At 59.0% G+C, this 14,609-nt stretch carries 11 protein-coding genes and 1 pseudogene; 4 read left to right on the top strand and 8 right to left on the bottom strand.

What is annotated here, in order from left to right:
- Window positions 1–23: 23 nt before the first annotated feature.
- The 4 genes from FDM28_RS06640 to FDM28_RS06625 form a co-directional block, all read right to left on the bottom strand.
- Entirely contained in the window at window positions 24–1,091 is a 1,068-nt protein-coding gene (locus tag FDM28_RS06640) for an ABC transporter ATP-binding protein (RefSeq protein WP_138514359.1), read from the bottom strand.
- On the bottom strand, window positions 1,088–2,656 hold the full coding sequence (locus FDM28_RS06635; protein ID WP_138514356.1) for an ABC transporter permease: 1,569 nt from the start codon (window positions 2,654–2,656) through the stop codon (window positions 1,088–1,090). The genes FDM28_RS06640 and FDM28_RS06635 overlap by 4 nt, the downstream gene beginning before the upstream one ends.
- 7 nt (window positions 2,657–2,663) lie before the next feature.
- Window positions 2,664–3,686, bottom strand: a complete 1,023-nt coding sequence (locus FDM28_RS06630; RefSeq protein ID WP_138514354.1) for an iron ABC transporter substrate-binding protein — start codon at window positions 3,684–3,686, stop codon at window positions 2,664–2,666.
- A gap of 136 nt (window positions 3,687–3,822) precedes the next feature.
- Window positions 3,823–4,944 (bottom strand): class I SAM-dependent methyltransferase, encoded by a 1,122-nt coding sequence (locus FDM28_RS06625; protein WP_138514352.1) that lies wholly within the window; start codon window positions 4,942–4,944, stop codon window positions 3,823–3,825.
- A 76-nt stretch (window positions 4,945–5,020) separates the two neighbouring features.
- Here FDM28_RS06625 and FDM28_RS06620 point away from each other — a divergent pair, with 76 nt between their 5' ends.
- The 4 genes and pseudogenes from FDM28_RS06620 to FDM28_RS06605 all read left to right on the top strand — a co-directional run.
- Window positions 5,021–5,809, top strand: a complete 789-nt coding sequence (locus FDM28_RS06620; RefSeq protein WP_240791928.1) for an SDR family oxidoreductase — start codon at window positions 5,021–5,023, stop codon at window positions 5,807–5,809.
- Window positions 5,806–6,207, top strand: a complete 402-nt coding sequence (locus FDM28_RS06615; RefSeq protein ID WP_138514350.1) for a dihydroneopterin aldolase — start codon at window positions 5,806–5,808, stop codon at window positions 6,205–6,207. The genes FDM28_RS06620 and FDM28_RS06615 overlap by 4 nt, the downstream gene beginning before the upstream one ends.
- A gap of 7 nt (window positions 6,208–6,214) precedes the next feature.
- Entirely contained in the window at window positions 6,215–6,586 is a 372-nt protein-coding gene (locus FDM28_RS06610) for a dihydroneopterin aldolase (RefSeq protein WP_087495090.1), read from the top strand.
- Window positions 6,587–6,801: 215 nt separating this feature from the next.
- A pseudogene (locus FDM28_RS06605) lies at window positions 6,802–7,234 on the top strand (dihydrolipoyl dehydrogenase); the annotation flags it as partial.
- A gap of 83 nt (window positions 7,235–7,317) precedes the next feature.
- Here the strand turns inward: FDM28_RS06605 and FDM28_RS06600 are convergent.
- The 4 genes from FDM28_RS06600 to FDM28_RS17910 form a co-directional block, all read right to left on the bottom strand.
- The gene (locus FDM28_RS06600; RefSeq protein ID WP_138514348.1) at window positions 7,318–11,868 is read right to left on the bottom strand and encodes an AAA family ATPase; all 4,551 of its coding nucleotides are present in this window, start codon (window positions 11,866–11,868) and stop codon (window positions 7,318–7,320) included.
- A 562-nt stretch (window positions 11,869–12,430) separates the two neighbouring features.
- The gene (moaA, locus tag FDM28_RS06595) at window positions 12,431–13,609 is read right to left on the bottom strand and encodes a GTP 3',8-cyclase MoaA (RefSeq protein WP_138514346.1); all 1,179 of its coding nucleotides are present in this window, start codon (window positions 13,607–13,609) and stop codon (window positions 12,431–12,433) included.
- Window positions 13,606–14,178 (bottom strand): hemerythrin domain-containing protein, encoded by a 573-nt coding sequence (locus tag FDM28_RS06590; protein WP_240791927.1) that lies wholly within the window; start codon window positions 14,176–14,178, stop codon window positions 13,606–13,608. The genes moaA and FDM28_RS06590 overlap by 4 nt, the downstream gene beginning before the upstream one ends.
- A gap of 1 nt (window position 14,179) precedes the next feature.
- On the bottom strand, window positions 14,180–14,596 hold the full coding sequence (locus FDM28_RS17910) for a ribonucleotide reductase subunit alpha (RefSeq protein ID WP_170211633.1): 417 nt from the start codon (window positions 14,594–14,596) through the stop codon (window positions 14,180–14,182).
- Window positions 14,597–14,609: the final 13 nt, after the last annotated feature.

The following is a 14,609-nucleotide window of genomic DNA, read 5'->3' as shown; positions in this document are numbered from 1 at the left end:
TACGGGGTTGTTACTGCCAAATCTCAGGATGCGGGAAATACATGCGCAGTGCCGCGGGCCGATACGGCCACCCGCGCACCCACGGGCGGGGCATCCAAGCCTGCGCTGTGCACATGCACCAAGCCGCCTTGGGAGGGCTGGTCGAGTCGCACGATCAGCTCACACACCGCACCGCAAAAGTCGGCTTCCACCACCGTGCCTGCGCAGGGAGTGGCAAGGCCAGCGGGCGAGGTGGCATCATCCAGAGCACACACCGCCAGTTGCTCCGGGCGCAGCAAAATCTGGCCGGCACCCGCACGGGCATGCTCTTGCGTGGGCAATCGGCCCAGCGCGCAATCCGCCCAGCCAGCAGACAAGGTCGCATCCAGCACCACCGCATCGCCCAAGAAGCTGGCAGTGACCGGATCATTGGGCCGCAAATACAGGTCCAGCGGCGTGCCCACCTGCGCCAGCACCCCACCCCGCATCACCGCCACTTGGTCGGCAAACGAGAGGGCCTCGGCCTGGTCGTGCGTGACCAGAATGGTGGTGATACCCGCAGCCTGCAGCAGCTGTGCCACCGCCTTGCGGGTAGAGGCCCGTAGGCCGGTATCCAGCGCAGAAAAAGGCTCGTCCAGCAGCATCAACTTGGGGCGCTGCGCCAAAGCGCGTGCCAGCGCCACCCGTTGCTGCTGCCCACCGGAGAGTTCATGCGGGCGGCGCTGCAGCATGGCGCGATCCAGCGAGACCATGTCCATCAGTTCGTCAATCCGCGCCTTGCGATCGGGGGCTGATTTGTCCAATCCGAAGCCCACGTTGTCGGCCACGCTCAGGTGCGGAAACAACGCGCCGTCTTGCGGCACATAGCCGATGCCACGCTGGTGCGCGGGCACGATGGCGGGGCCGTCTGCCAGCACCTGGCCCTGCAACACCACGCGGCCGGCATCCGGCGCCTCAAAGCCGGCAATGATGCGCAGCAGGCTCGTTTTACCCGAGCCCGAAGGCCCCACGATGGCCGTGCGGCTGCCGCGCGGCACGCTCAGGTGAATGCCTTTGAGGGCCTCCACGTTTCCATACGATTTGTGCACGCCGTGCAGTTCAAGAGTCGTCATCGTCCAGCCATGCGTCGGGATTGGAGGTACAGCATCCAGGTCAGCGGCAAAGAGAGCAACACCATGAGCAGCGCATAAGGCGCGGCACCGGCGTAATCAATCTCTGCACTGTGCGACCAGAACGCGGTCGCCAAAGTCTGGGTGCCATTGGGAGCCAGCAACAAAGTGGCCGTGAGTTCGGTAGTGATGGCCAAGAACACCATGGCGTAGCCCGAAGCCGCCCCCGGTGCGGCCAGGCGCATGGTGATGTGCCACAGCGCCTGCAACGGGGTGCGGCCCAGGCTGCGAGCAGCCTGCTCCAGCTCCATGGGCGCCTGTGCAATGCCGGCCCGCAAGCTCACCAGCGCACGGGGCAAAAACATCAGTGCGTACGCCAGCAACACGGTAAACACCGTTTGATAGAGCGGCCGCGCCACGCGCACGGTAATCGTCACCAGCGCCAAAGCCACCACGATGCCGGGCAAGGCGCCGGCCAAATAGTTTGCCCCCTCCACCCAACGCTGGGCTTTGCCGGGGGAGCGGATGGACAACCACGCCATGGGCACCGCAGACAGCGTGGTCAGCAACGCCCCCAAACCGGCCAGCAGCAGGGTCTGCCACAGCGCAGGGGCTAATTCTTTGAAGTTCCAGACTTCTGCGCCACCGGCCCACAGCCAGCGCGTCAAAGTGACCAGAGGAACCCCGAGCGACAAGAGCGCCGTAGCGGCCGGCAACAACACACAGACCGGCGCCCAACGCCCCAGCGCCCGCAGCGGTACTTGGCGTGCCGAGCCGGCGCCCACGCGCGCATAGCGCTCCCGGCCCCGGGTGCCCGCCTCCAGCCCCAGCAAAACAAAGCAGCACAACACCAACACGCCAGCCAGCATATTGGCCGCCGGGCCGTTGTAAGTGGACTGGAACTGGTCCACGATGGCCGTGGTGAACGTATCAAAGCGGATGGTCACAAACAACCCGTACTCCGCCAGCAGATGCAGGCCCACCAGCAGCGCCCCACCCCAGATCGCCAAGCGCAGTTGCGGCAGCACCACCTTGAAAAACACCGCCCACGGGCCGTAGCCCAGCGAGGCAGCCGCATCTTCCATTGCCGGATCGAGCCGACGCAAGGCCGCTGCAATCGGCAGGTACACAAAGGGGAAATAGGCCACCACGGAAATCAGCACCGCCGCCCACAGGCCATGCATGGCGGGCGCCACGCTGATCCAGGCATAGCTGTGCACAAAGGCTGGCACCGCCAGCGGCGCGGCCGCCAGCCAGGACCACCAGCGTGCACCGGGCAAATCCGAGCGCTCAGTGAGCCACGCCAGCGTGAGCGATAGCCCGATCGACAAAGGCACCGTCAGCACCACCAGCATGGCCGTGTTGACCAACAACTCCCCCACGCGGGGCCGGAATACCAGCGCCACGACCGTATCCCAACCGCTCTGAAACGCCACCCACGCCACAAAGCCCAAGGGCAGTAAAGCAAAAACCGAAACCGCGAGGGCCGCCAGAACCACCCACGACAAACGCCCCTGACGCGCGGGGCGGGCCAGGGGCGCAGGGATATGCACCGCGAGAGAAGTCACAAACGAATTACAACAAGCCGGCCTGGGTCATCAGGTCCGATACCTTTTTGCTGTTGAGTTTAGCCGGCTCGACCTTGGGGGCATTCAAATCGGCCAGCGGCACCAAGCTGCGGTGGGAGGCCGCACCCTGACCTACAGCGTACTCAAACGAGTTGCCGGTGCGCAGAATCTCTTGCCCACCCTTGCCGGTGATCCATTTCACGAAAGCCTGGGCTTCGGCCTTGTGCTTGCTGGAAGCCAGCACGCCGCCGCCAGAAATGCTCACAAAAGCGCCCGGGTCTTCGTTGCGGAAGTAGTGCAGGCCGACCTTCTCGCTGTTTTCACCGGTCTTGGCCATGTCGCCGTAATAGTAGTAGTGGTAAATCACCGCACCATCCACCTGGCCGGCATTCACCGCCTTCATGGCGATGCTGTTGCCCTTGAAGGGCACCACGTTGTCTTTCATGCCCTTGAGCCAGGCAACAGTGGCAGCTTCACCCTTGAGCTCCAACACCGCGCTCACAATGGCTTGGAAGTCAGCACCTGCGGGTGACGCCGCCCAGCGGCCCTTCCACTCGGGCTTGGCCAAATCCATCAAGGACTTGGGAAGCTGGTCCGGTGTGAACTTGGTTTTTCTGTACACAAACACGGTGCTGCGTGCCGCGATGCCGACCCAGCGGCCATGGGCGGTACGGTAAGCCGGCGCGATTTGATTGATGGTGGCGGGATCCAGGGGCGCGAACAGGCCGGCGCCATCGACCAGCGCCATGGCGGGGGAGTTTTCCGTCAAAAACACATCAGCCGGGGATGCGGCACCTTCTTGCACCAACTGGTTGCCCAATTCGGTGTCGCCACCTTGGCGCAAAGTAACCTTGATGCCGGTTTCTTTGGTGAAGGCCTCCGCCCACGCCTGGGTCAAGCTGGCGTGCTGGGCGTTGTAAACCAGAATGCCCTCGGGCGACGGCGTCTGGGCCAGCGCAGGCAGGCCCACGGCAACAGCAGCGCTCAAAGCGGCCAAGCGAAAAACAGAAGTCAGAAAGTTACGTTTCATGGTGCAGGCTATGGATGGAAAGATGCCGGTGTGTAAACGGCCACAACACAAATAACAACAATTCGCATTTAGATTGTAGCCGGACTATTTACACCCTCTCAACGCTTTTTGTGCAGTACCCACGAAACCCGCAGGGCTACAGGCGGTGGGTGCGATCTCCACGGGCAAAGCCGAGCAATGGCGTATACACCCCGCGCCCCACCGCAACCACCTTGAAAAGCTCGCCCATTTCATGCTCCATGAGCAGCTTTTGGGCCGCCACGCGGGCTTGCAGGGGTTGCGATTGCATGGCCTCCACCAGCCCGCAGTTCATCAAAAAGTGGGCTTGATTGGTGTAGCCCAACACATCCATTCCGGCGTCCTGGGCTGCCAAGGCCACGCCGGTAAAGTTCACATGGGCGGTGATGTCTTTGAGTCCCACATCACTCAAGGGGTCGGCATCCGCCTTGTGGGCGCGGTGGCACATGACGGTGCCGCCCGAGCGCTGTACATGGTAGTACTCACTCTCAGGGAAACCGTAGTCCAGCAACAACACTGCCCCCAGCTGCAGATGGTCAGCCAGCGTGCGGACAAAGGCCTCGCCCTGCGCATGCACTTCGGTCAGGTAATCGTGCTCGCCCTCAATCTCGACAGGCGGGCGCAAGGCCGTAGGCTTGTCCGCCCACACCAGCTGCCCTTGCGCCAAGGCCACGCCACGCTCATGCCAGACCCCGCCGACGCGGGCCAAGAGCTGCACCGGCATGGCATCCAGCACCTCATTACCCACCACCACGCCACGCATTTGCGCAGGCAGCGCGCTCGCCCATTGCACCTTGCCGGCATGCGCCGCCAGCCGCTCGCGCTGGCGGGCTTTCAAGGAATCTGACAGATCCACAATCGTGTACGAGCGCACTCGGTCGCCCAATGCTTCGAGCAACTGCAGCGCCAAGGCGCCGGTGCCTGCACCGAATTCCCAAACTTCGTCGGTGCCTGTAGCGTCCAGCACCTGGGCCACCTGGCGAGCCAGCGCCTGGCCGAACAAGGGGCTGATTTCGGGTGCAGTCACAAAGTCGCTGCCGGCCCCCTCTACCCCTGCTTCGCCGACCAGACCTTGGGGCATCTGGCCGAATTTGGTAGAGCCGTTGGCGTAGTACCCCCAACCCGGCGCATACAAAGCCTGGGCCATGAAAGTGTCAAATCCGATCCAGCCGCCCGCTTTTTCGATGGCATCCGCGATAATTCGGGTCAAGTTGGCCGGAATGCTCTCCGTCGTGGACATGGGCATGGGTCTCGTGTTGCGTAAAGCCACGGATTATCTTTCCCCCACGCCCCCTCCCTTTTTTCAGGATGCATTTGTGTTGAAGCGCGTACTTGTCACCGGTGGTGCCCATCGTTTGGGCGCACTCCTCTGCGCCCGCTTTGCTGCGGCCGGGTGGGAGGTGTGGTGCCACTACCAGCGCAGCGCTGAAGCGGCTGAGGCGCTATGCGGCGGGCTGCGTGCCCAAGGGCATGAGGCCCAAGCCATCCATGCGGACCTGTCAGATGAAGGCAGCCGTAAGGCCGTGATTGCAGAAATTGCCGCCAAGTCCGGCCCGCTGCATTGCCTGGTGAACAACGCCTCCAGCTTCGAGCCCGACAGTGGCGATGCCATCGACACCGAAGGCGCTCGCCAGCAGCTGGAAGTCAACCTGATGGCACCCTTGTCGCTCTCGCGCTGGATGACCAACAGCCTGGGTGCGGACGCTACCCCGGGCGCGCACAGCATCATCCATGTGCTGGACCAGAAGGTGTTCAACCTCAACCCCGACTATTTTTCCTACACCGTCAGCAAGCTGGCGCTCGAACGGGCAGTGGCTTTGCAAGCCCAGGCGCTGGCTCCAGCCGTGCGCGTGTGCGGTGTGGCCCCGGGCCTGATGTTTTTGAGCGGCCCGCAAACCCAGGACAACTTCGACAAGGCCGCACGCGTCAACCTGTTGCGCGAACCCATAGACCCCGGCCAGGTCGCTGCCACATGCCTGTTTCTGGCGGAGAACCCTTGCATTACCGGCAGCACCTTGTGCGTGGACAACGGCCAACATTTGGTGCCATTGGAGCGCGATGTGATGTTTGCCGTGGAAACCATTTCTGTGAAAGACAACCCATGAGCCACGATCCCTTGGTGACCCTGGCACTGGAATGCCGCCGCCTTTTTTTGCGGGACCACGAAGTGCAAGTGCACATCGGCGCCCATGACTTTGAAAAAGGCGTGTCGCAGCGCCTGATTTTTAATGTGGAACTGTTCGTACCCTACGATGGCAGCACGCCTGTTTCTGACAGCTTGTCAGAAGTGGTGGACTACGACTTTGTGCGCGAACTCATTGCCCGCCGCATTGCGCGTGGCCATGTCGAACTGCAGGAAACCCTGTGCGATGAATTGGTGCAGCAGATGCTGGCCCACCCGCAGGTGCGCGCCGTGCGCCTGTCTACCCAAAAACCGGACGTGTACCCCGACTGCGCGGGCGTGGGCGTCGAAGTATTCCGCATGAAAGGCGCAAATGCGTAATGAGGACATGAAGGCCAGCACCGGTCACCAAACCCTGACCCTCACGGGCCTGCGCTTTGACGCCAACCTCGGCATTCTGGAGTCCGAAAAAGTCGCACCCCAGCCTATCCAGGTGGACGCCGAGCTGAGCCTGGGCACCCAGCCCCTGCTGCCGCATGACGACGACATCAACCACGTGCTGGACTACCGAAAAGTGCGCCAGATCATCATCAGCGAATGCACGGCCGAGCACGTGAACCTGCTGGAGACCTTGATCGGCAAGTTGGCCCACCGGCTGATGCAGTTGCCCGGCGTGCTGGGCGTGCGCGTCAAGATCGCGAAACTGGAAATTTTTGAAGACTGTGAAGTTGCCATCCGCATGGAGACCGGAGAGTGGTGATTATCAGAAACAATTGAGTCTGCAATTTTGCAATTAGGTTTGCAAAGCACCCTATTACAAATCAACAACTTACACGGGCCGTTTTAGTAGGTTTGCAATCTCAAACTCAAATTGCACGCAAGTTTCCGAATGCTTGTCGCTGCATATTTCCGTGAAATGAACAGCAGCCTCGGGCCAATTGCGGGCTTAAATGAATGTCGGTTTTCCGGCACATTGATAAGTGGATACCAGCCGCAGCGTTCAAAGCTCGCGTCATTCCTACCGTGGCCTACACCGATCCCGAAATTGTCTAGGTCGGCCTGACCGAAGTTCAAACCAAGGCGCAAGGCATCAAGGTCAAGAAGGGCCTGTTCCCCTGGACCGCATCCGGCCCCCGCGATGGCCAATAGCCGCGATGAAGGCGTTACCAAACTACTGTTTGAAGACTCTCCGGAAGCGCGTGGCCACGGCAATATTCTGGGTGGCGGCATGGTGGGCACCCACGCGGGCGACATGATCGGCGAGATCGCGCTGGCGATTGAGATGGGTGCCGATGCGGTCGACATCGGCAAGACCATACACCCGCACCCCACGCTGTGCGAGAGCATCGGCATGGCGGCGGAGATAGCGCATGGCAGCTGCACGGATGTGCCGCCGGCCAAGAAATAAAAGCTTCGCCCGCTACTGATTCAGTAGCGGGCCGCGCAGATAACGTAAGGGCTGCGCGGATTTTTATTGAGGAATCAGGGAGATCATGGCCGCTCTATGGCTTTCAGCCAGTCATCAATGCCGTGCATGCCGAGCGTCATCAGCGTGTCCTGTACGGCAACTACGCGCTGGAGCATGGCGCCGCGGTCAGATTCCTCTTGTTCCTCGGCCTGCGCGAACAGGCGAGTCAAGAGCTGGGTGAAGTTGTCCCCGTGGTCGTAAAGATAGGACTGGGTATGTCGTTTCAGGGTCAAATACATTTCCGCTACTTCCAACGCATGCGCGGGAGCGTGTAACGCAGTGGCATTGAGCCAAGCGTCGATACCATGCAAGTCAACTTGTGATTTGTCAGCGGAATCAGCAAGTAACCCAAAACACCGTTGCATGATGGGTAACGGTATGTGGACCAAGGAAGTTGTTTCGTGAAAGAACCGGCTGATCTTCCGGGCAACACTGGACGCGAAGGGGTTTTCCGTATCGAGGCCCGCTTCAAGACCACCGAAGCATTGCTCTTGGTGCTGTTGCACATTTGAGGGATGTGTCCAGACGCTCGCCGCGCCGCGCCAAGCGCTTTCGGCATTGAGGGATTTCAGCGAGGCCAGTAGCGAGGAGAAGCGTATCTTGTCGGAAAGCGCTGCTAGTGCCGAAATCCGTCCCCAGGTTTCCAAGTCCTTGTCCTTGCCTTCCATATAGAGTTGATCCAGCCATGGTTGAACGATAGTGAACTGTTGGTGATAGGCGTAGTAGAGGCAGGGCTCTGCCATTTGCCAAAGCCCATCCGTGCTCTCTTGCATCGCCTGCCGGAAAACTTTCCAGCCAATGTCAGGTGCGAGGTGTTGCAAGTAGTGGAGTCTGCGTAGCACTACGGCACGAACAGCGGGGTGTGCATCGCCCGATATACCCATTAACGCCGGTGCCAAAGAATCTGGCCAGGGAACGTCTTCCTGCTGAAGTTTTGTTGCCAGAATCATCAGGGCATCTGCGACGTTTCCCTTTGCCATGTTGATCCCATGGGTCAACAAGTTGACCCTATCTCCAGAGACAGAGCTTTCTTCATGCAGGCTTAAAAATGCATACGCCAGCGCGACCAACCTAGCGGCAGTAGGCATGTCTTTCACAACGTGCGCAGCACCCTCCAGTGCTTTGGCTGCGTCGCGGCTGTGGTGCCAATGGTCTGGGTGGCGTTCAAGCTCATCCAGTACCTGTCGTGTTAGCGTCATGGCCTCGGGCTCATCTACGGGAGCCCAGTTGTTGGCCTGCAAATTGCCGTAGGTGTAGGCCAAGTAAGTGCGTGCGCCATCCAGTATGTCATTGCGGAATCGACCTGGAACTGCATCCCAATGCGTATCCAGCAGTGCCATAAAGCGGCTTGGACTGCGGGATGCGGCTTCTCGCAGTTGTCCGCCTACCTGGGAGTCACCACCCATACCGAAATCATCCCAGGAATCTCTGTCGTAGCCACTGTAGTGCGCCAGCAAGCGAAGTACACCGTCGTTGCTTGTAGAAAGAAATACCTCAAACGAAAATGGGGCAACAACTATGCCGCCGCGTATGCCGATACTTGGCTGTCGTAGCAATGGCCATGTGTGGTTTTCACACTCGACGACGATGGCCTGTGCCGCAGGCTGGCGCAAATTACAGGGGATTGAAAGTATCAGTTGGGCCTGTGCTTGAAGCATCCAAACCCTGCGTGCTGGGTCAGCTGCGTGTTCCTGATCAATCGCTGAAATGGCCTTCTGAACTGCAGCTTGCGTTGGTTCATCCAAGAGGATGAAAGCATGATGTATCAGTGTGCCCAACTCATAGGTCAAATCAGACTCTAGATTGTCCCTATCACATAGCATGCGACCTATTACGTCCAGGTTTTGTGCTGGTGAGGACGTGCAGGCAAGAATGGCAAAGTAGCGCAGTGCAGTTTCTTCGTTGAAACAAAGTCGCTCGCGGTTTTTTTGCCACCAGGTTGTATGGGCCTGGGCATGTACCCCAATTCCAGCCTCAATGGCATTTAACAAGACACGCGCGGCATCAACGTGGTGCATGTCTGTTTGGCTATGGGTGTCGTTGTAGGAGCTGTCACGCAGAAAAGTGTGCCAGCGTTCTTTTCTGACATGCCTCCATTGCTCAATGGTGGAGATAGCCAAGGCCAACAAGGCGGGTGATTGCTGCATCCGCTGCGACAAAAAGTTCTCATCGCTGCTGTTAAATTCATGGGGTTGGCAATGCAGCTTGTCGCCAAGGTTGTAGGAACGAACCTCTTCATCGCCGATGTCTGCGACGATGTACCGCCAGAGGGTAGCGTCCTCCAAGCCGCCCGCTGCGACGCACCGAGCAAGGGCATGTCCCAAAAAGCTGTGCTCCTCGCGTGGCATCTGGAGCAGTATCCCCAGCACCGGAGCCAGCAACGCGGCATGGGCCATGTCGAAGTTGTGCAGTGAATAGGTTACTTGTCTGCCTAGCTGTTTCCGGTCAACCCAATCGTGCGAAAAGGCTTCGATCCAGAAGTTGATCACGTCCTGGGCATCTGCATTTTTCCATTGCGCTATGCGCTGAGCATGTCGTGTCAGCCCTTCGCTGTCACGATTGGCTATGAGCGTGGGTATCAAGTGTTTGCGCCAGAAAGGATGCCACTCTACCTGTACTGCTTGATAGTAGATCACCTGAAAGACTTCAGGTTGTTGAGTCTTCAAATCGCGGATCAGCGGCCAGTCATCATCTTGTGGAATTTGCCCCGCTAGACACTCCGCGACTAGACGACGGATGTGAAAAGCGTGGGTTCCAGTGAGTACTGTGCGCAACTGCCCTCTGAACGCCCGCCTGTCTCCGGCTGCCAACTGGGCCACAAAGCTGCGAATACTAGGGCGTACAAATGGGACAGGCTGGAGGTTGCGAATGAATGTGTCCAAGGTGATGCCTTGGCGAATCGCACCGCTGATCACCAGCACATCCAGCAGGGTTTGGTGCCCAAACGTCAACTTCTTATCCTGCGTCCATTGCAGTATTTGATGACTGAGCAACGTGCGCTGAATGTCGTGGGATGCAGTGAAGCGCTGCGACGGTATGGCCAAGCTACGTTGGCTGAGCATCTCGGTGGCAACGCTCTCTATGGCACGCATGGCGGCATCCCCGAGTGCGGGGTTGGCCAGCACGATGGTCTGCAAATAGCGTTGCGCCAAGGCTTGACTAGTAACTACATTGAAGCTGCCGTCTTGTTGTGCCAGTTCCACAAACAAGGCCAATTCCCGTGGATTGCTGATGAGTTCTCGCATCGTGGCATCGACGGTAGATGTATCAATCCCCAATTTATTGAGAAGAGGGGTAACTTCAGATACCCAATTCAAGGGGGCGCACTTGAACTCCCGATCCCATTTTCTCTGCGCAATGCGGCGGTCATATCGGTGGTCAAAGTCACGACAGGCGGTAATGACGGTGACATTGGGGAGGCACAGTAATCGGTCCATCTGGGCCAAGAAGTAGTCCAGAATTTTGTGTTCCCGTGCGATGGACAGTACATCCAGTGAGTCGATGACGACTACTGTATGGATCATGTCAGCCATTCGTGCAACCCATTCAACCCAGTGCTCTTTCAGGCCCATGGCCTGCCGTTCTTGGGCAGAGTTCAGGTCTGCAAACTCCCGTGACTGGATGAAAAATGGCTGTATGTCCGATGTAGTTTGACTTCGCCTCTCTAAGGCTTCTTGAAGTGCCAGCATGATGCAGGTCTTTCCTGCACCTGGGGTTCCCGTAACTAGGAAGGCGCGGCTATTCCTGTCAATGGCTGACATGATTTCATCAACGAGTGGATTGGGAATCTGTTCACCGCCAATATCGCGACGCCAATTCCTGCCGATGGCAGACGTGCTTTGAAACTCCGTGCGTATTGCGCGCAAGTCCATGGGCGGCGTGAGCATTGCACCAGCTTCAATCAGAGTGCTTTTGATATCCGCCTTGCTTAGGCGGTGCTGTATGGCAGCGCTTGAACTCCCGTTGGTGTTGACGCGCATTCCCAGATGGTCGAGGCGAGTCCAGAGTGCTTGATAGGCATTGGCAGAATTGCTGGCAATGTTGCGCAGTCGCGCCTGCAGCAGTTCTTGCATACGTTCCAAGCTTGGTGTCGGTTCAAACCAAGTGCGTTGTAGAAAATCGTAAGTCGAGAGGTTTGGGCTGGCGGCAAAAAGTAGCTTGCCTAGGGCCTCGTCAGTCGCTTGGGTGGATGCGCCGAGATTGGCTTGGTAGATGTCTGGGTCTGGGTAGTTGGCGCTGAACTCCTTGAGTGCTTCTAGCTCGCCAAATGCTGACCGTGAGTAGTACCGAACGACTGCAGAGTTGTTGCTCGACAGCAGTTGCGCAGCCTTCAGCAACTCGTCCTTCAAATTGCCAACGGACCAAGCTATATGCGTTGGAGAATTTTTCTTGCATTGGCAGTGGATAGTGGTGCCGTCCGTTCGTCCAACAACAACATCATCAACAGGTGAAGTGGCAGAGTCCACTTCGAGCCATTCATAAACGGGATCCGCCAAGACCTGCAATGCCCAATCGAATGCAACCAATGTTTGGTAACCATCCCCCCGGTTGGACTGTATGCCAGCCTTGCTCATAGATTTTCCTCTCCTGCACTTGTCAGTAGTGCTATGTACGCATTGCTTAGTCGCGCATGGTCTTCAAGGTCTACGACCTCCTTGCCAGGCAATGTTAACCATCTATAGGTCTGTCACGCACAGGCCACACCTCGCATTCGAAGTCATCGCAAGGAAGCTGCAAGGCAACAAAATAATGGCTGCGGTTGTCAGAAATTCGCCCTGAAATTGCGATCCTTCGGGAAAATTTCGATGGCCGCTGAATTTCCGTCTCCTTGCGATCTGCGGGTTCGCCAACTAAGAATGTCGGCTTTCGGACATTGAATCCGAATAGTTGGAATTCAGCTTTGGGTCGACTGCCGCTGAGGGTCAGATGCATACAGTCACGAATGTCCGTAAACCGGAAGCTGAAATATGACTATGAAAGCGGGGGAGATCCAACTAATGTGCACGGACTACTGCACGCAGTGCTTTCAGAGGCAAATGGCCTAGGTAAATCAGACGAGTAGTCCTTGCTGAATCGCCTTTGATTGGGTGAGTCGCCCCGTGGCGGTTCACCGTTCTGCTATTGCGCCATTAGCTTTTATCCACCCAAGTAGTTCATCTCGGCTTTATTTGCTCGCGCTTTTACGTTTACTTCCTTTCGGACCTCTGAGTAGCGATCTGTGCGCTGACTCCACACGGCGCGCAACAAACGACCAAGCGGCTGCGTCGTTGCGTCGCCTCCCCGCAGATAGGGCAGCAGGTTGACGCCGCTCTGCGCAAACAGGCAGGTGAACAGTTGTCCATCGGCGGTGATTCGCGCACGATTGCAGTCGCCACAAAAAGCCTGGGTCACGCTATTGATCAGCCCGATCTCGGTCTGCACTGTTGAAGTTGGCGTGCTCAGCTCCTGGTAGGCCCAGCGCCGCGCCGTCTCCCCTTTTGCAGCTGGCGCCAATGGCGTCAAGTGGAATTCGCGCTGCAGCCGCTGCAGAATCTCCGCCCCCGGGACAACGTGAGCCATGGTCCAGCCATTGCTCTGCCCTACGTCCATGAACTCGATAAAGCGCAGCGACACCGGCATACCGAGAAAGTGCCGTGCCAGCGGTACGATCTGGTCCTCGTTCCAGCCACGGCGCAACACGACGTTGACCTTGACCCGCTCGAAACCGGCCTGCAAAGCCGCGTCAATACCCCGCAGCACTGTGGCGACCGACACATCGGCATCGTTCATCTGCTGGAAGATGCGCTCATCCAGCGCGTCCAGACTGACGGTGATGCGGCCCAACCCGGCCGACCTGAGCGCGGCCGCCTTGGTAGCCAGCAGAGATCCGTTGCTGGTCATGGCAATGTTCAGGGGCACTGCACGTGCCTCGGCTTGCGCAGCCAAGGTGGCGATCAGTTGCTCCAAGTGTTTGCGAAGAAGTGGCTCACCGCCTGTGAGCCGCACCTTGCGTACGCCCAAGGGCACTGCGGTGGCCACCAAATGGGCAATCTCATCGAAGCTCAGCAACGCGCTGTGCGGCAGAAACGGGTAGTCTCTGCCAAACACTTCTTTGGGCATGCAGTAGCGACAGCGGAAATTGCACTGGTCCGTGACGCTGATCCGCAGGTCATGCCAAGGCCGGTCCAGCGCGTCTTGCACCGGACCCATGTAGTCCGGCGAGCGGTCTTCTGCATGTTGCGGTAGCAGCTGAACATCAGGTGCCACGTACCGTTCGCGGGCGTCCTGAATGGGAATGGTGCGATGACGGGCTGGCGATGGGTCCAAAAAATTCATACAACAACGCCACGCCGTGCGCCCATGGCACGCCCCATGGACTCCAGCTCCTGGACCGACACCAAGGCCTCCACGCAGGGGTAGACAAGCGACTCCTCACAGGCGATGTGCGCTTGATAGTGCTCGGCAAACTCCCGGACGGGCAGAGAGGCAGTGCTGTGCGACGCGCGCAGCTCGGGTGCGGCTGCCGGGTTGGCCCAGGCGGCCAGCACCACACGCAGCGCAGCCCAGGCCGCCTCCATGGCGGTGTGGTCCTGCTGCAACTGCGCCACTGCCGCCTGCACATCGGCGGAACCACGGGCCAGCGCCACCGGGAAGACTTGCTCCTCCTCATCCAGATGGTGCAGCGGCGCTGCCTGGTCAAAGTAGTGCATCACATCCACCGCAGCCTGTGCTGCCTTGTCATCTGCGCCATGCACAGCCACATGCGCCTGCAGCTTGTCCAACAGAGCCAGCATGCGGTGCACCCGTTCATGGCAGGCCCGCAACATCTCAAATGGTTGCACCCAACTGGCGGAAAGCGTCTGCATACCCAGCACCTGGCGGGACGGTATGGCAAAGCTTGTCATGTCAGTCCTTCAGAGTAACAGCCTGCCCGTCGCGCGTGAAAGCAAGCGTCTGTGACAACACTTGCTCCATGCGCCCTGCCTGCATAAGACCCAACAGGCGCTCCAGCGCTTGGTCGACCGCCTGGTCCGTGGGGGCCGCGCCCTGCTGACCAGACAGGGCGCCCGCCAACATCACCCGCCAGCTACCGTGCATGGCGTCGGCTTCGGTGCGCAGCTGCACGAAGGATGTGATCTCTTCAGGTCGCTTGTCCACACACATCAGCGGCACCAGGGCGCCACCTTGCCCGGCCTCAAACTCGGCGCGCTGTGTTGCACTGGCACCATCGGGCAACTCGGCCCCCGCAAAGACCAGCAGCAGGCGCTGGGGTGCGGCTTGGGCGCGCGCTGCCTGCAGCAAATCGTCAAAACTAGCAATCATAGAAGCAACCTTT

Source organism: Rhodoferax bucti, assembly GCF_005876985.1.
GTDB lineage: Bacteria > Pseudomonadota > Gammaproteobacteria > Burkholderiales > Burkholderiaceae_C > Allorhodoferax > Allorhodoferax bucti.
This window is presented reverse-complemented; position numbering and strand designations above follow the sequence as displayed.

Coding starts and splice junctions, on each gene's coding strand:
- FDM28_RS06640 (WP_138514359.1), bottom strand. CDS start 1,091: ATGACGACTCTTGAACTGCACGGCGTGCACAAATCGTATGGAAACGTG.
- FDM28_RS06630 (WP_138514354.1), bottom strand. CDS start 3,686: ATGAAACGTAACTTTCTGACTTCTGTTTTTCGCTTGGCCGCTTTGAGC.
- FDM28_RS06625 (WP_138514352.1), bottom strand. CDS start 4,944: ATGTCCACGACGGAGAGCATTCCGGCCAACTTGACCCGAATTATCGCG.
- FDM28_RS06615 (WP_138514350.1), top strand. CDS start 5,806: ATGAGCCACGATCCCTTGGTGACCCTGGCACTGGAATGCCGCCGCCTT.
- FDM28_RS06610 (WP_087495090.1), top strand. CDS start 6,215: ATGAAGGCCAGCACCGGTCACCAAACCCTGACCCTCACGGGCCTGCGC.
- FDM28_RS06600 (WP_138514348.1), bottom strand. CDS start 11,868: ATGAGCAAGGCTGGCATACAGTCCAACCGGGGGGATGGTTACCAAACA.
- moaA (WP_138514346.1), bottom strand. CDS start 13,609: ATGAATTTTTTGGACCCATCGCCAGCCCGTCATCGCACCATTCCCATT.
- FDM28_RS06590 (WP_240791927.1), bottom strand. CDS start 14,178: ATGACAAGCTTTGCCATACCGTCCCGCCAGGTGCTGGGTATGCAGACG.
- FDM28_RS17910 (WP_170211633.1), bottom strand. CDS start 14,596: ATGATTGCTAGTTTTGACGATTTGCTGCAGGCAGCGCGCGCCCAAGCC.